The sequence below is a fragment of the Ruegeria sp. CDSA033 genome, assembly GCF_059612305.1.
In genome coordinates, this window is record NZ_JBXWQI010000003.1 from 212204 (window position 1) to 231337 (window position 19134).

Annotated in this window: 22 protein-coding genes, 2 tRNA genes and 1 riboswitch; of the genes, 13 read left to right on the forward strand and 11 right to left on the reverse strand. The window is 57.3% G+C overall.

Features of this window, described 5'->3' with window-relative positions:
• The first annotated feature begins 105 nt into the window (after window positions 1-105).
• The 4 genes from AC2FLA_RS06115 (at window position 106) to AC2FLA_RS06130 (ending at window position 3097) form a co-directional block, all read left to right on the forward strand.
• Window positions 106-972, forward strand: coding sequence for a branched-chain amino acid aminotransferase (locus AC2FLA_RS06115; protein ID WP_113791045.1), 867 nt, complete (start codon window positions 106-108; stop codon window positions 970-972).
• Window positions 973-1100: 128 nt separating this feature from the next.
• Window positions 1101-2051, forward strand: coding sequence for an AraC family transcriptional regulator (locus AC2FLA_RS06120; RefSeq protein WP_496721383.1), 951 nt, complete (start codon window positions 1101-1103; stop codon window positions 2049-2051).
• Between the two features lie 109 nt (window positions 2052-2160).
• Window positions 2161-2526: an SPW repeat domain-containing protein gene (locus AC2FLA_RS06125; RefSeq protein ID WP_496721279.1), complete on the forward strand. Its 366-nt coding sequence runs from the start codon at window positions 2161-2163 to the stop codon at window positions 2524-2526.
• Window positions 2527-2899: 373 nt separating this feature from the next.
• The gene (locus AC2FLA_RS06130) at window positions 2900-3097 is read left to right on the forward strand and encodes a hypothetical protein (protein WP_496721280.1); all 198 of its coding nucleotides are present in this window, start codon (window positions 2900-2902) and stop codon (window positions 3095-3097) included.
• 34 nt (window positions 3098-3131) lie between these two features.
• Here AC2FLA_RS06130 and cobO read toward each other — a convergent pair whose 3' ends face one another.
• From cobO to AC2FLA_RS06155, 5 genes are all read right to left on the reverse strand, one after another.
• Window positions 3132-3731, reverse strand: a complete 600-nt coding sequence (cobO, locus tag AC2FLA_RS06135; protein WP_496721281.1) for a cob(I)yrinic acid a,c-diamide adenosyltransferase — start codon at window positions 3729-3731, stop codon at window positions 3132-3134.
• A gap of 57 nt (window positions 3732-3788) precedes the next feature.
• Complete coding sequence (locus tag AC2FLA_RS06140; protein WP_496721282.1) at window positions 3789-4724, reverse strand: DMT family transporter; 936 nt, start codon at window positions 4722-4724, stop codon at window positions 3789-3791.
• 44 nt (window positions 4725-4768) lie between these two features.
• On the reverse strand, window positions 4769-5431 hold the full coding sequence (locus tag AC2FLA_RS06145) for an HD domain-containing protein (protein ID WP_496721283.1): 663 nt from the start codon (window positions 5429-5431) through the stop codon (window positions 4769-4771).
• Window positions 5415-6515 (reverse strand): chorismate synthase, encoded by a 1101-nt coding sequence (gene aroC / locus AC2FLA_RS06150; protein ID WP_496721284.1) that lies wholly within the window; start codon window positions 6513-6515, stop codon window positions 5415-5417. The genes AC2FLA_RS06145 and aroC overlap by 17 nt, the downstream gene beginning before the upstream one ends.
• Before the next feature lie 94 nt (window positions 6516-6609).
• Window positions 6610-7050 carry a 6,7-dimethyl-8-ribityllumazine synthase gene (locus tag AC2FLA_RS06155; protein ID WP_058272775.1) on the reverse strand — a complete coding sequence of 147 codons (441 nt, stop codon included), beginning with the start codon at window positions 7048-7050 and terminating at the stop codon, window positions 6610-6612.
• Window positions 7051-7122: 72 nt separating this feature from the next.
• A riboswitch (FMN riboswitch) is annotated at window positions 7123-7270 on the reverse strand.
• 53 nt (window positions 7271-7323) lie between these two features.
• On the opposite strand from AC2FLA_RS06155, the gene AC2FLA_RS06160 reads away from it, so the two are divergent.
• Together AC2FLA_RS06160 and AC2FLA_RS06165 are read left to right on the forward strand one after the other, a co-directional pair.
• Window positions 7324-7935, forward strand: a complete 612-nt coding sequence (locus AC2FLA_RS06160; protein WP_496721285.1) for an FMN-binding negative transcriptional regulator — start codon at window positions 7324-7326, stop codon at window positions 7933-7935.
• Window positions 7936-8009: 74 nt separating this feature from the next.
• Window positions 8010-8618 carry a glutathione S-transferase gene (locus AC2FLA_RS06165; RefSeq protein ID WP_496721286.1) on the forward strand — a complete coding sequence of 203 codons (609 nt, stop codon included), beginning with the start codon at window positions 8010-8012 and terminating at the stop codon, window positions 8616-8618.
• Window positions 8619-8670: 52 nt separating this feature from the next.
• On the opposite strand, the gene AC2FLA_RS06170 is transcribed toward AC2FLA_RS06165, so the two are convergent.
• Window positions 8671-9114 carry a c-type cytochrome gene (locus AC2FLA_RS06170; protein ID WP_496721287.1) on the reverse strand — a complete coding sequence of 148 codons (444 nt, stop codon included), beginning with the start codon at window positions 9112-9114 and terminating at the stop codon, window positions 8671-8673.
• Between the two features lie 488 nt (window positions 9115-9602).
• Here AC2FLA_RS06170 and petA point away from each other — a divergent pair, with 488 nt between their 5' ends.
• From petA to AC2FLA_RS06185, 3 genes are read left to right on the forward strand one after another with little or no spacing between them, the layout of a single operon-like run.
• Complete coding sequence (petA, locus tag AC2FLA_RS06175) at window positions 9603-10187, forward strand: ubiquinol-cytochrome c reductase iron-sulfur subunit (RefSeq protein ID WP_058272711.1); 585 nt, start codon at window positions 9603-9605, stop codon at window positions 10185-10187.
• 15 nt (window positions 10188-10202) lie between these two features.
• The gene (gene petB, locus AC2FLA_RS06180; RefSeq protein ID WP_108860628.1) at window positions 10203-11534 is read left to right on the forward strand and encodes a cytochrome b; all 1332 of its coding nucleotides are present in this window, start codon (window positions 10203-10205) and stop codon (window positions 11532-11534) included.
• A gap of 17 nt (window positions 11535-11551) precedes the next feature.
• Window positions 11552-12337: a cytochrome c1 gene (locus tag AC2FLA_RS06185; RefSeq protein WP_472722602.1), complete on the forward strand. Its 786-nt coding sequence runs from the start codon at window positions 11552-11554 to the stop codon at window positions 12335-12337.
• A 139-nt stretch (window positions 12338-12476) separates the two neighbouring features.
• Here AC2FLA_RS06185 and mtaB read toward each other — a convergent pair whose 3' ends face one another.
• Together mtaB and dapF are read right to left on the reverse strand one after the other, a co-directional pair.
• Window positions 12477-13733, reverse strand: a complete 1257-nt coding sequence (gene mtaB / locus AC2FLA_RS06190) for a tRNA (N(6)-L-threonylcarbamoyladenosine(37)-C(2))-methylthiotransferase MtaB (RefSeq protein WP_496721288.1) — start codon at window positions 13731-13733, stop codon at window positions 12477-12479.
• Complete coding sequence (dapF, locus tag AC2FLA_RS06195) at window positions 13730-14572, reverse strand: diaminopimelate epimerase (protein ID WP_496721384.1); 843 nt, start codon at window positions 14570-14572, stop codon at window positions 13730-13732. The genes mtaB and dapF overlap by 4 nt, the downstream gene beginning before the upstream one ends.
• 211 nt (window positions 14573-14783) lie before the next feature.
• Between dapF and AC2FLA_RS06200 the strand changes: the two genes are divergently transcribed.
• Both AC2FLA_RS06200 and AC2FLA_RS06205 read left to right on the forward strand, forming a co-directional pair.
• Window positions 14784-14859, forward strand: a tRNA-Lys gene (locus tag AC2FLA_RS06200).
• A gap of 319 nt (window positions 14860-15178) precedes the next feature.
• Complete coding sequence (locus AC2FLA_RS06205) at window positions 15179-15340, forward strand: hypothetical protein (RefSeq protein WP_496721289.1); 162 nt, start codon at window positions 15179-15181, stop codon at window positions 15338-15340.
• 84 nt (window positions 15341-15424) lie between these two features.
• Here the strand turns inward: AC2FLA_RS06205 and AC2FLA_RS06210 are convergent, their stop codons facing one another.
• Together AC2FLA_RS06210 and AC2FLA_RS06215 are read right to left on the reverse strand one after the other, a co-directional pair.
• Window positions 15425-15592 (reverse strand): hypothetical protein, encoded by a 168-nt coding sequence (locus tag AC2FLA_RS06210; RefSeq protein ID WP_496721290.1) that lies wholly within the window; start codon window positions 15590-15592, stop codon window positions 15425-15427.
• Between the two features lie 157 nt (window positions 15593-15749).
• A tRNA-Arg gene (locus AC2FLA_RS06215) sits at window positions 15750-15826 on the reverse strand.
• A 114-nt stretch (window positions 15827-15940) separates the two neighbouring features.
• On the opposite strand from AC2FLA_RS06215, the gene AC2FLA_RS06220 reads away from it, so the two are divergent.
• Both AC2FLA_RS06220 and AC2FLA_RS06225 read left to right on the forward strand, forming a co-directional pair.
• Window positions 15941-16966, forward strand: a complete 1026-nt coding sequence (locus tag AC2FLA_RS06220; RefSeq protein WP_496721291.1) for a LacI family DNA-binding transcriptional regulator — start codon at window positions 15941-15943, stop codon at window positions 16964-16966.
• Between the two features lie 4 nt (window positions 16967-16970).
• Window positions 16971-18185, forward strand: coding sequence for a winged helix-turn-helix domain-containing protein (locus AC2FLA_RS06225; RefSeq protein WP_496721292.1), 1215 nt, complete (start codon window positions 16971-16973; stop codon window positions 18183-18185).
• A 9-nt stretch (window positions 18186-18194) separates the two neighbouring features.
• Here AC2FLA_RS06225 and AC2FLA_RS06230 read toward each other — a convergent pair whose 3' ends face one another.
• On the reverse strand, window positions 18195-18884 hold the full coding sequence (locus tag AC2FLA_RS06230; protein ID WP_496721293.1) for a fumarylacetoacetate hydrolase family protein: 690 nt from the start codon (window positions 18882-18884) through the stop codon (window positions 18195-18197).
• Window positions 18885-19134 lie beyond the last annotated feature (250 nt).

Sequence of the window (19134 nt, forward strand, 5' to 3'; positions counted from 1 at the left end):
CAAGAGTGGACGGGTATCGAATCGCAGTTTTTGCGCAACTTTATGTCCGATGTGGACTTAATTTACGCAATAATCGGAAATTGATCCCATGTCAGGAGGTTTCGCATGGCGGGGTATGATGATCGTGATGGCGTCATCTGGTTGGACGGCAAACTGGTGCCCTGGCGCGAAGCCAATGTGCATATCCTGTCCCACGCGATGCACTATGCGTCTTCGGTGTTCGAAGGTGAACGTGCTTATAACGGCAAGATTTTCAAAAGTCGCGAACATTCTGAGCGTTTGATTGCCTCGGCCGAAGCGCTGGACATGCCGATGCCCTATTCGGTGGACGACATCGAGGCCGCCAAGGAAGAAGCGCTGAAAGCCAGCGGTCTGCAGGACGCCTATGTCCGTGCGCTGGTCTGGCGTGGCTCGGGGGAAGACATGGGTGTGGCATCGGCCAAGAACCCGGTCCGGATGGCCGTCGCCGTGTGGCCTTGGGGTGCCTACTATGGTGACGCCAAGATGCAGGGCGCCAAGCTGGATATCGCGGAATGGAAACGCCCCAGCCCGGAAACTATCCCGGTGCACGCCAAGGCGGCGGGTCTGTACATGATCTGCACCATCTCGAAACATAAGGCCGAGGCCAAGGGCTGCTCGGACGCGCTGTTCATGGACTGGCGCGGTTACGTGGCCGAGGCGACCGGTGCGAATGTGTTCTTCGTAAAAGATGGTGAGGTTCATACGCCTCTGGCCGATTGCTTCCTGAACGGGATCACCCGTCAGACCGTCATTCAGATGCTGAAAGACAAAGGTATCACCGTCCACGAGCGCCGCATCAAGCCCGAGGAAATGGCGGATTTCGAACAATGCTGGCTGACCGGCACTGCAGCCGAGGTGACCCCAGTGGGTCAGATCGGCGATTATACGTTTGAGGTCGGAGACCTGACCCGCGAGATCGCCGCCGATTATGAGGCACTTGTGCGCGCCTAATAACACTCAGATGCATTGACAGAAGCCCTCGCGCTATCGCGGGGGCTTTTTCATTGCCGCTTGTTCATAAAGACTTGCAGATCGTCCGCATGGCTGGACGAACGCGCAGCCGCGCCTATCTTAAACCAATGTTGGATCTGCTTAGCGATATTCTCACCCGCCTGTCCTTGAAGGGCACGTTTTACTTTCGAACCTCTTTCACGCCGCCCTTTGGTATACAGGTGCCGGCCTATCAAAATGTGGCCAGATTTCACTTTGTACAGCGCGGAGAGCTGAAATTATTCGTCTCTAACACAGGACAAACCTTGCGATTGAAGCAAGGGGACCTGATCGTGATCCCGCACGGATCCGCCCATGCGTTATTGTGCAATGAGGTTCAACCGCTGGATGCCCTGCCGCTTGAACAGGTTTTGGAAGAGGCCGGGTACAAGGGCGACGGGGTTCTGATTTATGGCGGCGAAGACAAAAGCCGCGATACGCAGTTAATCTGCGGTCATTTCTCTTTCACCGGACCGCCGGGGCGACAGGGAACAGGGCATATGCTGATTGATCGGCTTCCCCCATACATCCTGATCGAAAACTATGGCGAGGAAGCCGGGGCCTGGATCGAAGCCACCCTGCGCATGATCGGGTCCGAGATCAACGGCGCGCGGATCGGTGGTGACCTCATAGCTTTGAAACTGTCCGAGGTCCTGTTCGCGCAGGCCATCCGCGCCCATCTTGAACATCAAAGCCCCAGCGAAACCGCGCTTGCCGGGTTTGCCGATTCCCGCATTTCGCGTGCATTGACTGCGTTTCATCATTCGCCCGCGCAAGAGTGGAGCGTCGAGTCTCTGGCACGTGAGGCCGGAATGTCTCGCACTGCGTTCGCACAGCTATTCGCAGACAAGATGGGGACAACGCCCATGCAGTATCTAACCGATTGGCGGATGCAGATTGCGTGTCACGGATTGACTGAGGCCCGCTGGAACGTGGCCGATGCAGCGGCCGAGGTCGGCTATGCTTCGGAAGCCGCCTTTTCACGGGTGTTCAAAAAGCAGGTTGGCGTATCGCCAGCCGCCTATCGATCAATGCACTGATCGAATTGAAACTCTGGACGATCTGCAACGTTTCACGAACGATCCAGAATTAAACGTTCCGACTTACTTTCCTAGCTTGAGGTTGTCTCATATCAGGAAAGGAACTCTCATGTCTCTCCGCTTTGTCACCCGCAATATTCACGCCTATCTGGATTACCCTGTTGCCTTTGCGCTGATGGGGCTGCCCTTTTTGCTTGGACTGGGGCAATCCAACCCGATGGCGTTGTGGCTGTCGGTGGTCACTGGCGTCGCGGCGTTTGTCCTGACGGTGTTGACGGATCACCATTTGGGGATCTGGCGCGTTCTTCCCTACAACTTTCACTTGGCGGTCGATCTTCTGGTCGGCGTCGTTTTCCTGGCCGCGCCCAGCCTGTTTGGGTTTTCGGGAATGGATGCGGTCTTTTACTGGCTGAACGGGGCAGCGGTGGTCGCCGTCATCTCGCTTAGCGCGCCAGAGCAGGGTGTTACTGCTTGAACCTGACGCAGATTGGGCTCACCGCAACAACATGAATTTCCAAAATCCCAGAGCCGCTTGTCTCACTGACAGGCGGCTTTCTAGTCTGTGTATTGCGCCGTGTCCCAGCACATATGGCCCTAAAAAGGGAGATTTCAGGAAATTGGTTTTCTCAAAACGCCTGAAAAAATTTCGTTCACCGCCGATCAACTGCGGGGTTATCCAGGAAGTGTTTTTTTGATCTTGCAAATTCCGACAAAAATAATCAGATAAAGATCAAGGCCAGATGTGTTAGCATCCAGCACGGGGTTTCGAGGCGGTCTGCGGGCTTAGCGTATAGCCTGGTGAGAGCGCGCCACCGCCTCGGAAACGACACGCGCAACAGGAAATGACGATGGGTGACCCACTTGATGAAATCATGGCACGGCACGAAGCGGCCACCGCTTGCGGATGTTGCTGTGACGACGATTACTGCGCCTATGTCGACAAGCCCAAGGCAGCCCAGGGCGACAAGGCTGGAGAACCGCTGCCAGACAGCGCCGCCTGCCGACGCGGATCGGTCAGGTTTCTCAACGAAAACCCGCCAGCGTAGCAGCCCCTGAGAGGGGCTGTTTAGATTCTGATCCTCAGAAATCCACGCCGCGCTGGGCTTTGATTCCGGCTTGAAACGGATGCTTTTCCTCGGTCATCTCGGTGACCAGATCGGCATAGTCCCGCAACGCCTGCGGTGCGTCCCGACCCGTTAGAAACACGCTGGTCTTGTCAGACCGTTCTTTCAGCCCATCGATCACCTGTTCAACCGACAGGTATTCGTACCGAAGCGCGATGTTGATCTCGTCCAGTACGACCAGATCGTAGTCACCGCTGGACATCAGGGCGCGTGCCTTGTCAAAGGCGGCGTTTGCGGCGGCAATGTCGCGTTCGCGGTCCTGAGTATCCCAGGTGAAGCCTTCACCCATCGTGTGCCAGGTCACCAGATCGCGTTCTTCGAAAAAGCGACGTTCGCCGGTTTTCCACTTGCCTTTGATGAATTGAACAACGCCGACCTTTTGACCCCAACCCAGCGCACGGATCACGACCCCGAACGCGGCCGAGGACTTACCCTTACCCTTGCCAGTGTTGATCAGCACCAGCCCGCGGTCCGGATCAACTGCCTCGGACACTTTCTTGCGGTGCTGGGCCTGCACCTTTTGCATCTTTTCCTTGTGATCCTGTGCGTCGCTCATGGGAAACCCTCATCTTGTGTTGGGCACACCCTAGGGGAAGTTCTGCAAAGGTAAAGGTCAGGCTTTGGGATCGGTGACGGCACGAGCCTTGCCACGCTCTAAGCCCAGTTGATGTTCGCGCCAGATCACCACGACGTTACCGACAATCACCAGTGCGGCTCCGGCCAGCATGACCAGCGTTGGCAGTTCACTGAACCAGACATAGCCAATGACGATGGCAAACAGCATCGAGGTGTAATCGTAGGGCGCCAGCATCGAAGCCTGCCCAAATCGATAGGATGAGGTCACCAGAATCTGCGCAACACCTCCGATCAGACCAGCCAGAATCAAAAAGCCTGCCTGTTCCCATGTCGGCATGACCCATCCCCAAAAGATGGTCAGCCCGGACAGGATGGTCGCTGTCATCGAGAAATAGAAGACAATGGCCGCAGGATGGTCGACCTGCACCAGCTGCCGGATGTGTATCTGCACAAAAGCCCGGGCAACGGTTGCGCCCAGAATGCACAATGCGCCGAAGGTGGCAGCAGCTTCCATGTTGTTGCCACCCAGTCTGGGCCAGATCATGATCAGGACACCCAAAAGCCCGATGGACACGGCGGCGATCCTGATCTTTCGGATGCGTTCACCTAGCATCACAGCGGCAAGGATCAGGGTGAAAATCGGGGTGGCATAGCCAATCGCTGTCGCTTCAGGCAGCGGGATCAAGCCAAGACCGGTGAAGGTCAGCCCCATCGCCGTGGTGCCCAGCACGCCGCGCCAAAAATGGCCCGAAGGTTTACGGACTTTGAACCCTTGCGCCAATTCTCCGCGCGCCATCAGCCAGATGACAATCACCGGAATGGCAAAGAGGGATCGGAAAAACACCATCTCGCCCGGCGGGAAGTGATCGGACTGCGCTTTGATAATCGCCGCCATGACCGTGAACAAAAACACCGCGCTCGTTTTCAGAGCGACGGCCAGCAAAGGTCGATGCGATGTTAAGGGTTTTGCCATCGGCGCGAACCTGCGCTTTTAGCGGGGAAAGATCAACGCGTCGTTTACAGATTCGTCCAATCGGTTGGCAGAGGGCTGCCGATCTCTTGCGCGAACTCTTCCAGAAAGCGGATCATGCGTGTGATTCTGCGCTGCGCGATCTCTTTGCCACCCTCGGTCAGCATATCGCCGGGAAGGCCCAGTAGTTTGACCTTCCAGTGGTCGATTGAAAAATGCAGGTCTTCCAGCGGGCGGTTGGCGGCAAAGGGATCTGCCGGATCATAAAGCGACCGTCCCAAAGCGCCGGAGACTGAGAAATTCCGGGCGACTCCAATAGCCCCCAGCGCGTCCAGCCTGTCAGCATCACGCAGGATGCAGGCTTCGGGCGTTTCCGGCGTGATGTTGGCCGAAAAACTATGTGCCTCGATAGCATGTTTGATTGCGTGGATCTGACCTGCAGAATAGCCCAAGTTCACCAAAATAGACTCTGATTCTTCGGCCGATCGGCGCGATGCCAAATGGCGGTCTGGGTCGTCCTTGGACAAATTTACCAGATCATGCAGATAAGCGGCGGCCAGCAGCACCGGCATGTCAGTCTGGTCGTTGGCAATGGCCTGCGCGTTTACCCAGACCCGGTCCAGATGGGCCAGATCATGCGCCGGGTCGGTTTCCATACGCTGCGCAACAACGGCGCGCAGGCGCGTGCGCAGATCAGCCGATCCGTCCACGGTTCTCTCCGATCTGGCCGCGATGCAGCAGCAGGTGGTCGAGGATCACGCAAGCCATCATCGCCTCACCCACGGGTACGGCGCGGATGCCAACGCAGGGGTCATGGCGGCCTTTAGTGATGATCTCGGTCTCTTCACCCGATTTGGTGATGGTTTTGCGTGTGGTCAGAATGGATGAGGTAGGCTTGACAGCAAAACGCACCACAATGTCCTGCCCGGTTGAAATCCCGCCCAAGATGCCGCCCGCGTGGTTCGAGCTGTATTGCGGGCCATTCTGACCCATGAAAATCTCGTCCGCATTGGCCTCGCCCGTCAGTTCGGCGGCAGCCATGCCTTCGCCGATCTCGACGCCTTTAACGGCGTTAATCGACATCATCGCAGAAGCCAAATCAGTGTCTAACTTGGCGTAAACCGGCGCACCGATACCTGCCGGGATGCCTCGGGCTACAACCTCGACAATCGCACCAACCGAGTTCCCGGATTTGCGCAATTCGTCCAGATAGTTGGCCCAGTCTTCGGCGGCTTGTGCGTCCGGGGTCCAGAACGGGTTCTGTTCGATCTGAGACCAGTCGAAATTGCCCCGGTCAATCTTGTGCGGGCCGATCTGGGTCATGTATCCGGTAATCTGTACATTGGGCGCGATTTGCTTGATCGCTTCACGCGCCAGTCCGCCCGCTGCCACACGCGATGCGGTTTCCCGGGCCGAACTGCGCCCGCCGCCGCGATAGTCGCGGATGCCGTACTTCTGCCAGTAGGTGATATCAGCGTGCCCGGGACGGAACTTGTCCATGATATCGCCGTAGTCCTTGGAGCGCTGATCCGTGTTCTCGATCATCAGCTGCACCGGTGTGCCCGTGGTCTGGCCTTCGAATACACCGGACAGGATTTTCACCTGATCGGGTTCGCGCCGCTGGGTGGTGAACTTGTTCTGACCCGGTTTGCGCTTGTCCAGCCATTGCTGAATCATCGCCTCGTCGATCGTAACACCCGGAGGGCAGCCATCGACGGTCGCACCCAATGCGGGCCCGTGGCTTTCACCCCAGGTGGTGACGCGGAAAAGGTGGCCAAAACTGTTCATCGACATGGGGCATGCTCCTTTGCGCGTCGTGATTAGCGGGCGAGGCCCTTGGCCTCAAGCGGATTTGCGGTTGGGGCAGGGGAACCCCAACCAGCTGTGCCTATGCGGCACGCGTCAACGACGCACGCGTTTGGGTGATCTTCAGGGCCGCCTGCGCAGCCTCGCGACCCTTTTCGACAAAATGCGCGCGGTAGATGGCATTGTGGTGATCGGTTTCCTGATACTGGTGCGGCGTCAGCGAGACTGACAATACCGGAACACCGGTGTCCATACTGGCGCGCATCAACCCATCGACTACGGCTTGCGCGACGAAATCGTGCCGGTATATGCCGCCATCCACGACAAACGCCGCGCAGGCGACCGCGGCATAGCGCCCGGTTTGGGCCAGATCGCGGGCCAGCAGCGGCATTTCGAATGCGCCGGGGACGTCGAAAACGTCAACCTGTTCGGCGGGGACAAGCTCCAGAAACCCTTCGAGAGCCTGGTCAACGATATCGGAATGCCAGTTGGCTTTCACAAAAGCATAGCGGGTGTGTGTCATCATGATCTCCTTTCGCAACAGACACGTCACCCAAGGCGATCACGGGCAGGCGCAAGCCAGGGCCGACGCGCTGCACGTTCTCTTTCATCCGGACTATAACCGTCGGCTCTGGCATCTCACCAGATCTGCTGACACCCCGCACACCGGGGCCGCTCGCGGGCTTACGGGTCATCGCCCGCATACCGCCGGTGGGGAATTTCACCCCGCCCTGAGAACAGCGGGACCTTGCCAAGGTGCGGCCGGTTCTGCAAGAGATTTTGCAGGAGGATAGCCATGCACCCCAATCCAGCCTTCCGCGCAGAAGAGACAGAGCGCAATGTTACCTTTGCGCGTGACCGCGCGTTCGGGGTTCTTGCGGTGTCGACGGATGAAGCGCCGTTGATTAGCCACGTGCCGTTTCTGCTGTCTGAGGATGGCGCGCTGGCCGAGCTGCATCTTGTCAGATCCAACCCGATCGTCCGCATGCTGAAAGAGCCTAAACCAGCGAGAATCGCCATCACAGGACCAGACGGATATGTATCTCCGGATTGGTACGGGATCGCCGATCAGGTTCCGACATGGAATTATGTCGCTGTGCATCTGATCGGTCAGTTAGAACAGCGGCCGCACGCGGAGTTGCTGGACCTGTTAAATCGCCAGTCCGCCTTTTATGAGGCGCACTTGCTGCCCAAGCCCCCTTGGACCACCGGCAAGATGAGCCAGGACGCGTTGGATAAGATGATGCGTATGATTGTGCCGTTCCGGTTTCGCATTGACGACATTCAAGGCACCTGGAAGCTAAACCAGAACAAGCCCGATGCAGTCCGCCTGAGCGCGGCAGATCACGTCGCAAACGACGGGATCGGGTCCGAGCTTGGTGCTCTGCAAGAGTTGATGAGAGGGTGAGGTTGGCGCACCAATTGACGGGTTTTGTTTTGCATGGGGTGCTGTAGAGTTCCGGCAATTCAGGGAGATCGCTAATGAAACTCTACTTCAGCCCCACTTCGCCCTATGTCCGCAAAGTCATGGTTTTGTTGCATGAAACAGACCAGTTGCAGGATGTCGAGCTGCTGAATGTTGCAACAACGCCAATGTCCCCGGCCGAGCCCCTATTGGCCAAGGCTCCGCTGACAAAGGTGCCCGCGTTAGAGCGCCCCGATGGGCCGACCCTGTTCGACAGCCGTGTTATCTGTGCGTTTCTGGACGCGCGCGCGCAGGCTGGTCTTTATCAGGACGGTGCCCGGCATTGGGACGTGCTGACGCTTGAGGCGCTGGCGGATGGTATTCTGGATGCTGCGTTGCTGATCACCTATGAGGCTCGGATGCGGCCCGAAGACAAGCAATGGGATGATTGGGCCGATGCGCAGTGGGACAAGATAGAACGCGCCTGCGCCGCGCTGAACCAGCGGTGGATGGCGCATCTGTCCGGACCGTTGGATATGGGGCAGGTCGCAGTGGCCTGCGCGCTGGGCTATGTCGATTTCCGTCACGATGCGCGCGGGTGGCGCAAGGGAAGTGACGCGCTGGCCGCATGGTACGAGAAGTTTGCCGAACGTCCCAGTATGGTCGCAACGCAACCGCCGGCTTAAATCGCGCCTGAAACGCTGGTCGCCCTGATGTCAGAACGACCAGCGACCGTCATCACTCGCTGAAGGTCGCGAGATAAGCCGCGATGTCATCAGCACCTTTTTTCAGTTTGACGCTCATGTTGGGGCGCGCCGTCTCATCGTCCAGATATTCCTTGATGAATGCGATCGGGTCTTTGGAGTAGGTGGCGATATTCTCTTGCGTCCAGACCAGCCCCTCCTGACCGGCGCGGATCATGTCGTCGGTGAACATTCCGATGGGCAAACGTTCGCTTCCGTTCAGGTAATCTGACTCGGTTCCTGCGACGCGACCGACGACACCGTACAGATTCGGGCCGGTGATACCGCCTTTGACCAGAACTTGGCCATCTTTGATGATTGCGTGGCAAGAAGAGCAGCGATTGTAGAGTTTTTCGCCTTTCGCCGGATCACCAGCCGCGGCGGCCTGAGATGAAAGGGTCAGCACGAATGTCAGTACGGGTGCATAGAGCTTTGACATAGAGAACGTCCTAAAGTGGTTCGGATATCTTCAGGGCCATCGTCGATTCCCGCCAAAAGTGCAATCGAAAACAAGCAAGTCTAGGTCATTGTAAAATATGTATTTTCTACTCAATTTACCCGCCGTTGCGGACCTGCTGGACAATAAGGCCTGAGTGGCAAAACAAGATCAGGATTTCGCAAATCTGCACCCGATGAACCGTCTGGGACAGGAACAGATCGACAGATCTTAGGCATGCGTACCCCGAGCGAATCACATTGGAACTGATCAGGGACGGTTGGCAGATTTCTTCGCATAAATGCGCCGGCAACTTGAAAATTCAGCCCTTCGTTGTGACATGAAAGCCCAGATACGGCGCACTGCGCGCCTATGACCGCTGGACGAACCGATTTCTCCCGGCTAGATAGCCGCGATGAGACGCCGCTTTGATGCGGTGCTGATGCATGTTTGCCCGGCTGACCCCGGGCGCCGGAATCGGAGAAAACCTCGTGTCCCACGCAGAAGACCACGAAGGCACCCGCAGAGATTTCCTCTACTACGTCGCAGGCGGCGCAGGTGTCGTCGCGACGGGTGCAGCCGTATGGCCCCTGATCAATCAAATGAACCCATCGGCAGACGTTCAGGCGCTGTCCTCGATCCGCGTGGATGTGAGCGGCGTTGAACCCGGTACGCAGCTGACTGTGAAATGGCTGGGTAAACCTGTGTTTGTCCGCCACCGCACCGGTGCCGAAATTCAAGAAGCGCAGGAACAGGACGCCGAAGGCGTTGATGCACTGCCTGATCCGCTAGCCCGCAACTCCAACCTGAACGCGGATGCTCCGGCAACCGACGCCAACCGCGTGATGCCGTCGCCCGAGGGCGAAGCGCCGGGCGCGTGGATTGTTCAGATGGGCGTATGTACGCACCTTGGCTGTGTGCCGCTGGGCGATGCTGGCGACTTTGGCGGCTGGTTCTGCCCCTGCCACGGATCGCACTACGATCTGGCCGGACGTATCCGCAAGGGTCCCGCACCTGAAAACCTGCCCGTTCCGCCCGCTGAGTGGACCGACGCCAGCACCATCAAACTCGGCTAAGGGAGACCCAAACTTATGTCCGGAATTCCCCACGATCATTACGAGCCGAAGACAAACGGCGAGAAGTGGCTGAACAGCCGCTTGCCCATCGTCGGCCTGATTTACGACACCATCATGATCCCCACCCCCAAGAACCTGAACTGGTGGTGGATCTGGGGCATCGTCCTGGCGTTCTGCCTGGCGTTGCAAATCGTCACCGGTATCGTTCTGGTGATGCACTACACACCGCATGTCGATCTGGCCTTCGCCAGCATCGAGCACATCATGCGCAACGTGAATGGCGGCTATATGCTGCGCTACATTCACATGAACGGCGCGTCGCTGTTCTTTGTTGCGGTCTACATCCACATCTTCCGTGGCCTGTTCTACGGCTCATACAAAGCCCCGCGTGAGATCACGTGGATCATCGGTATGCTTATCTATCTGATGATGATGGGTACTGCCTTCATGGGCTATGTTCTGCCTTGGGGTCAGATGTCCTTCTGGGGTGCGACCGTGATCACCGGCCTGTTTGGCGCGATCCCGTTTGTGGGTGACGCGATCCAGACCTGGCTGCTGGGCGGACCCGCGGTGGACAATGCCACACTGAACCGCTTCTTCTCGCTGCACTATCTGCTGCCGTTTGTTATTGCGGCTCTGGTCATCGTGCATATCTGGGCCTTCCACACCACCGGCAACAACAACCCCACAGGTGTTGAAGTTCGCCGCACGTCGAAAGCCGATGCCGAGAAAGACACCCTGCCGTTCTGGCCGTACTTCGTGATCAAGGACCTGTTCGCACTGGCCGTGATCCTGGTCGTGTTCTGGGCCATCGTCGGCTACATGCCGAACTATCTGGGTCACCCGGACAACTACATCGAAGCCAACCCGCTGGTAACGCCTGCACACATCGTGCCAGAATGGTACTTCCTGCCATTCTACGCGATCTTGCGCGCCTTCACCGGTGAGGTCTGGGTTGTACAATTTGCCAGCTTCATCACCGGTGGCATCGTCGACGCCAAGTTCTTTGGTGTGATTGCGATGTTTGGTGCGATCCTGGCCATGGCGCTGGCGCCCTGGCTGGACACGTCGACCGTGCGTTCGGGCAAATACCGCCCGATGTTCAAATGGTGGTTCTACCTGCTGATCATCGACTTCTTTGCCCTGATGTGGCTGGGTGCGATGCCCGCAGAAGAGCCCTATGCGACCTTCTCACTGATCGCATCGGCCTACTGGTTCGCTTATTTCTTCGTGATCCTGCCGATCCTGGGTGTCATTGAAAAACCGCTGCCACAGCCAGAGACCATCGAAGAAGACTTCAACGCGCATTATGGCAAGGCTGACGCCGACGCCACGCCGGCCGAGTAAGAAGAGGGACCGGAAACATGTTCAAGAAACTTGCAATCGGTGCCGCGTTTGCTTTGGCCCTTACCCCTGCTGCGTCATTCGCAGCAGGTGGTGGCGAGCAGCACATCGAAGACTTCCACTTCTCGTTTGAAGGCCCCTTTGGCACCTGGGATCAAAACCAGCTGCAGCGTGGCCTTCAGATCTATACCGAGGTTTGCGCAGCCTGCCACGGCCTGCGCTATGTGCCTCTGCGTGATCTCGAAGCGCTGGGCTATTCGGAAGAAGAAGTTATTGCCTATTCGGCAGAAAACTTCGAAGTGTTCGATCCGGAGCTGGACGATTTCCGTCCGGCAATCCCGACCGACCACTTCCCGGTCAATGACGGTGTTGGCGCACCGGACCTGAGCCTGATGGCCAAGGCCCGCGCCGGGTTCCACGGGCCTTATGGTCTGGGGATCAACCAGTTCTTCAAGGGCATGGGTGGCGCGGAATACATCGCCTCGCTTCTGGACGGCTATACCGGTGAAGAAAAAGAAGAAGCAGGCACCATCCTGTATGAGAACAAGGCCTTCCCCGGAGGCTGGATCTCGATGGCGCCGCCGCTGTCCGAAGATCAGGTTGAATTCGCCGATGGCCACCCGGCCACTGTCGAAGCCTTGTCCGAAGACATCGCTGCCTTCCTGATGTGGACGGCAGAGCCGAAGATGATGGAGCGCAAATACTCGGGCTTCGTTGGCGTGCTGTTCTTGTCACTGTTGTCGGTGCTGCTGTACCTTGTGAACAAGCGCCTGTGGGCAGGTGTCAAAGGCAAGAAACGAGGCTGAGTTTCACAGCCCCGCAATGTTTGAACCCCCGCGCCACCGGCTGCGGGGGTTTTTTTGTTGCAATCGGGTAGGGGGCCAGCCCCCTCTTGGCCTTCGGCCAATTCACCCCTGGGATATTTTTGGCCAGATGAAGGGTGGATCAGGCTTGTAGCTGCGTGCCAGTGGCGTTTGTGATTGTTGCCGTCACGATTTGCCCCTCGGGCTGTGGTGCCTCAAAAGCGACCTCGGTGAATTGTTCGGTGCGGCCCATATGCGGGTTTTCCATCAGGATGTGATGAGTTTTGCCGATCTGGGCTTGCAAATGCTGTGTGACCTGCGCCTCGCCTGCCGCGCGCAGGCGGGCGGCGCGGTCCTTGATGATGTTCCCATTCACCTGCTGCGGAATGCGGGCGGCCGGGGTGCCTTCGCGCTTGGAATAGGGAAAAACGTGCAACCAGGTCAGATCGCAATCTGTCACCAGTTTCAGCGAGTTTTTGAAATGATCATCCGTTTCGGACGGGAAGCCAGCTATGATATCGGCGCCAAAGGTCATTTCGGTGCGCAGCTTGCGGGCTTCTTCGGTGAACCGGATGGCGTCATCGCGCAGATGGCGGCGTTTCATCCGTTTCAGGATCAGATCGTCGCCATGTTGCAGGGACAGGTGCAAATGCGGCATCAGGCGCGGTTCGGTCGCGATGGCCTGCATCAGGTTCTCATCCACTTCGATCGAGTCGATCGAACTGATCCGCAGGCGTGGCAGGTCGGTCACCAGTTTCAGAATCCGCATGACCAGATCGCCCAGCTTGGGTTGCGCAGGCAGGTCGGCGCCCCATGAGGTCAGGTCAACGCCGGTCAGTACGACTTCGTTATAGCCCCGATCCACCAACCGCTTGATTTGATCCACAACAACGCCTGCAGGGACACTGCGCGAGTTCCCACGGCCATAGGGGATAATGCAGAAAGTGCAGCGATGGTCACAGCCGTTCTGAACCTGAACATAGGCGCGTGAGCGGGTGCCAAAACCGTCGATCAGGTGGCCTGCGGTTTCGGTAACGGACATGATGTCGTCGACCTGCACGGCCTCGGTCTGGCCGATAAAGTCCGCTGCCATGCCTTTCCAGGTCTCGGGCTGCATTTTTTCGGTATTGCCAATGACCGCGTCGACCTCATCCATTTGGACAAAGGTGTCAGGCTCGGTCTGGGCCGCGCAGCCTGTCACGATCAGCCGCGCGTAAGGGTTTTCCCGCCGCAGCTTGCGAATCTCTTGCCGGGCTTTGCGCACGGCTTCCGCCGTGACGGCACAGGTGTTCACGATCACCGCGTCGGTGAGCCCGGCCTGCGCAGACAGCTCTTTCATCGCCTCGGTCTCATAGGCGTTCAGGCGGCAGCCCAGGGTGGTGAACTTCGGCGCGCTCATTCCAGTGATTCCAGAAATTCCGGTGTCAGTGTGCCCGAGAAGACGTGGCGGGTTGGTCCGGTCATCCAGACGCCATCGTCGCGCCAGTCGATCCAGATCGTCCCGCCATCCAGTTCAATTTGCACTTTGCGCCCGGTCAGGCCGCGACGCGCAGCAGCAACGGCTGTGGCGCATGAGGATGATCCCGAAGCCAGGGTGATGCCCACGCCACGCTCCCACACGCGCATGCGGATGTGGTCCGGTCCAATGATTTGTGCCACTTGGACATTCGTACTCTCAGGATAGAGTGGATGGTGCTCGTAACGCGAACCGAACTCGGTCAGAGGGATAGCCTCGGCATCATCAACAAAAAAGGTGCAATGCGGATTGCCCATCCCGGTGGCCGTCGGCGCTCCCTCGATGGGCAGTTCCAGCGTGTCGACCTCCTCAGACAACGGAACCTCGTTCCAGTTCAGTTGGGGGTGCCCCATATTGACTGAGGTCAGGCCGTCTCCGGCGTCCTTGGCGTAAAGAGTGCCGCGTTCGGTCGTCAGTGTCAGGTCGGATCTATCCGATTCCTGCATCAGGAAACGGGCGATGCAACGGGTGGCATTTCCACATGCTGCCGAGGTAGATCCATCTGAATTGTAGAACACCAGATGTGCATCCGACCTGCCGTTTTCGATCACGGCAAGCTGATCGAAACCTACGCCGAATTGACGATGCCCGATTCCCCGCGCAAGTGCCGGGCTAATCCGCGTCGCAGACGCGCGCGCGTCCACAACGACAAAGTCATTGCCCAGCCCGTGCATCTTCATGAAGGGCAAACCAGTGTTCTGTAATCCTTGCATGGCGCGCATATAACCCTGCGCCTGAAAGGAATCCACCCTGCGACGCAGATTCCTTTAAAAAGGGGGTTGACCCCCCAGCGCCACCTGCCTAATTAGGCCGCCTATCGGGTCGCCGGAAACACTGATTACTTTGGCGAAACGAGGTGCAAATAAGGTCTTGAACCCGGTCGGGAAAATGACTTAAAGAGCGCCACGGATCGACAAGATCCAACAAAAGAGTGGGCCGTTAGCTCAGTTGGTAGAGCAACTGACTTTTAATCAGTGGGTCGCAGGTTCGAATCCTGCACGGCTCACCACTTTTTTCAAAGGGTTAGCAAGAATAGGCGAGAATTTCTCACGCCTACAGCAACCACCTAGCAACCACGCGGCATAGATTGACGTAGAAACGTGTAGAAAACCGTTTCGTTGAAGGTAAGGGTTTTCTGTTTTGATGATCTTGTAAAGTATTGTTATTTTGATGCTTTTTGAAAATATGAAGAGTTTTTGGTACACTTACTATGTACAGAGCGGCAGTTAACTGTCGCGTGCAACTTCCAAAAGAGCACAGAAAGCGAAGCTGTGCCTGCCTGTACGTCATCACAACAATCAAAATCTCAAAAAGCACAGGAGCTTTCCATGACGGACAGCAAAATCTCTTTGCATGTCAAATTGACCGCCGACATGTCTTCCACTCAGAAGAACCAAGTATTAAACGATCACTTCCGAAAAACTGGGGAAGGCGGCGTTGTCATGATCTCCATGGGGATCCGTCGCGTCCGGCGTCCGGCTCGGTACTGAACCAGATAGGTCTTTTTGCCGGACGGATAGACCCGAAACCCGAAACCGCGCATGTCCCGGTCCCAGACAAGATATTCCTTGGCGTCAAGTTGCCCGCAATTCTAGTGCTCGAACCTTACTAACTTCCAAATCACGCAGCTTACGCGCAGTCGCTTTGTGCCGAACACCGCCAAGGTTCTTAATGATGTTCCACCCGAACGGTTTTCCGGTTTCTGGATCGATAGTTCCACGCAGTATTTTGGGCGTCGACATGCGAAACCGCCACGCCGTACCGGGTCCACGTGGTTGCTCTAGATTTCTGTCGTTGCTCACAACCAGCCTCAAGGTAGTTCAAAATTGTGTTAAAAACTCAACGCATTTGCAACACCACAATCGATAAAGCGTCAATAAAGCAACGACTTTCACGAATTGGCGACCCCGGCAGGATTCGAACCTGCAACCTGCCCCTTAGGAGGGGGCTGCTCTATCCAGTTGAGCCACGGGGCCGCGCGACGCTCTCTTTAGCCGGGTTTTTCAACCTTGTCATGGCCTTTGCGCGACGGTTGTAAAGCTTGCGCTGTTCACGCTACCATCAGGCAAAACAACATCGCAGGTGCCCCAGTGACAACAGAAACCAAACGCCCGCTAACCCTTCGTGATGTTTCGGAAGCGTCCGGAGTGTCGGAAATGACGGTCAGTCGGGTTCTACGGAACAGGGGCGATGTTTCGGACGCCACGCGCACCCGCGTCTTGGCCGCCGCGAAAGAGCTGGGGTATGTGCCCAACAAAATCGCGGGCGCATTGGCCTCGAGCCGGGTGAATTTGGTGGCGGTGATCATCCCCTCGCTATCGAACATGGTCTTCCCTGAGGTTCTGACGGGCATCAATCAGGTGCTGGAAGACACCGAGCTGCAACCGGTTGTGGGCGTCACCGACTATATGCCGGAAAAAGAAGAAAAAGTGCTTTATGAGATGCTCTCGTGGCGGCCATCCGGGGTCATCATTGCCGGCCTGGAACATACGGAAGCCGCGCGGGCGATGCTGGATTCAGCTGGTATTCCGGTGGTCGAGATCATGGATACCGACGGCAAACCGGTGGACGCGATGGTTGGGATATCCCATCGTCGTGCCGGGCGCGAAATGGCGCAGGCGATACTGAAGGCAGGCTATAAGCATATCGGGTTCATGGGCACCAAAATGCCGCTGGATCACAGGGCGCGCAAACGGTTCGAAGGCTTCACCGAAGTTCTGGGCAAACACGGGGTCGAGATCGAGGATCGCGAATTCTACTCTGGTGGATCGGCTCTGGCCAAAGGGCGTGAGATGACTCAAACCATGCTGGAACGGTCGCCCGATCTGGATTTCCTCTATTACTCCAACGACATGATCGGTGCGGGTGGGCTGTTGTATCTGCTGGATCAGGGTATTGATGTTCCGGGGCAGATCGGCCTGGCCGGGTTCAATAACGTCGAGCTTTTGCAGGGTCTGCCGCGCAAGCTGGCCACAATGGACGCCTGCAGGTTGGAGATCGGACGCACAGCCGCAGAGATCATCGCGGCGCAATTGGCTGATCCCAATGCCGAGGTCGACACGCGTGTGACCCTGACCCCCAAGATCAGCTTTGGCGACACCCTAAAGCGGCGCTGAACACGTGGCGCTGCAACGGCTGGACAACCGAACAGCTCGCGCGCTGTTCATGGATCGTCATGCATTGGCCGAGCCGCCATCGGGCGGCGCAAAAGGCGCGGAATTGCTGGACCTGATCCATCGTCTTGGCTTTGTACAATTGGACAGCATCAACACGGTTGCGCGCGCCCATGACATGATCCTGTTTTCGCGGCGCCCATCCTATCGCGCAGGCAATCTCAAACGCTTGTACGAAAGCGACAAGGCGCTGTTTGAACACTGGACCCATGACGCCGCTGTCATTCCGATGGCGTTTTATCCGCACTGGCATTTGCGGTTTCAGCGCGATGCAGATCTGCTGAAGTCCCGATGGAAAAACTGGCGCCGCGACGGGTTCGAGCAGCGATTTGAAACCGTTCTGCAGCATATCCGGGATCACGGGCCAGTATCCTCGTCCGATGTTGGCAAAGACGAGAAAAAGGGGTCCGGCGGCTGGTGGGACTGGCATCCGTCAAAAACGGCGCTGGAGTTTCTTTGGCGCTCGGGCGCACTGACGGTCATAGGGCGGCAAGGATTTCAAAAGCGCTATGATCTGACAGAACGGGTGATTGAAACGCATCTTTGCCCGGGCAATATGTCCTGTGATGCCGAGGAGACAGTGGATTGGTTGTGCAACGCGGCGCTTGACCGGCTGGGGTTCGCGACGTCTGGCGAACTGGCCGCATTTTGGGACACTGTCACAACAAGCGAGGCAAAGTCCTGGTATGAACAGGGTCTAATGCAGGGGAACTTGGAAGAAATCGAGGTGACCTGCGCCGACGGCAAGCTGCGCAAAGTGATCACCCGACCAACCGTTTCCGAGGATGCAGAGGCAGCACCCCGTCCCCCAGGCCGCATTCGGGTCCTTAGCCCATTTGATCCCATGCTGCGCGACCGTAACCGTGCCGAACGGTTGTTCGGCTTTCACTATCGCATCGAGGTTTTTGTACCTGCCCCAAAGCGCACTTACGGTTACTATGTGTTCCCGTTGCTTGAGGGCGACCGATTGATCGGGCGGATTGACATGAAAGCCAACCGGGATTGCGGGGCGCTGCAAATCAGCGCCTTATGGCCGGAACGATCCGTGCGCTGGTCCGATGCCAGAACCAAAAGGTTGCAGTCAGAGCTCGACCGAGTCCGACGATTTGCCGGGCTGGACAACGTAGAATTCGCCCGTGATTGGTTAAAAGACCCTAAATAGGGTCATTTGTCAGATCAGATTCAGGCTGATAGGCTGTAACCCGTCAATCCCGCCTTCCAGGACATCGCCCGCCAACACCGGGCCAACCCCAGCCGGTGTACCAGTCAGGATCAGATCACCGGGCCGCAGGTGATAGTATCCGGACAAATGGCAGATGACCTCATCTATCTTCCAGATCAGCTCATCCAGCGTCGCGTCCTGCCGCGTTTCTCCGTTCACGTTCAGATAAATGCGTTTATTGTCGTCCGGGGACCAATCTGCCGCGCGGGTCAAAGCGGCCAACACAGTGCCGTTTTCCAGATCCTTGCCCAGATCCCACGGGCGCTGTTTATTCCGTTCGCGGATTTGCAGGTCACGACGCGTCATGTCCAGCGCACAACCATAGCCATAAACCGCGTCCAGCGCCTCGGCCCGCGTCGCACGAAAAACGGGTCTGCCGATCGCGACCGCCAACTCCATCTCGTGGTGAAAATTCTCAGTTCCCGGCGGATAAGGCACGGCTGCACCCGACAGAACCGCGTTCGGGGCAGATTTTGTAAAGTAGAACGGCGCCTCACGATCGACCTCATTTCCCATTTCGGCCGCATGGGCCGCATAATTGCGGCCAACACAGAAAATGCGTCCCACGGGATACGTCGACAATTCACCCTCAACCGGGATCGAAATCGGGTCGGGTAAGGAAAACAGATTGTCCGGCATCAAAGCCCCCTAACTGTAACTGGCAGCTTGTTTCTAAGTTGGCAGGACCAGTTGAACAAGCCATGCAGGGTCGCGCCTAGCATCACCATCACGCGAACTAGCCCCGTCGCTGGCTGTTCACAATTCAAAGTTTCGCCTTGGAAAGCCTTGGGTGCGCGCTACCTTTGGTTGTATCATGGATCACGCCACCATCGTTTTGACACTCATTCCCTGGCGATATCCGAAATCCACCCGTCGCTGATCAGGTGAT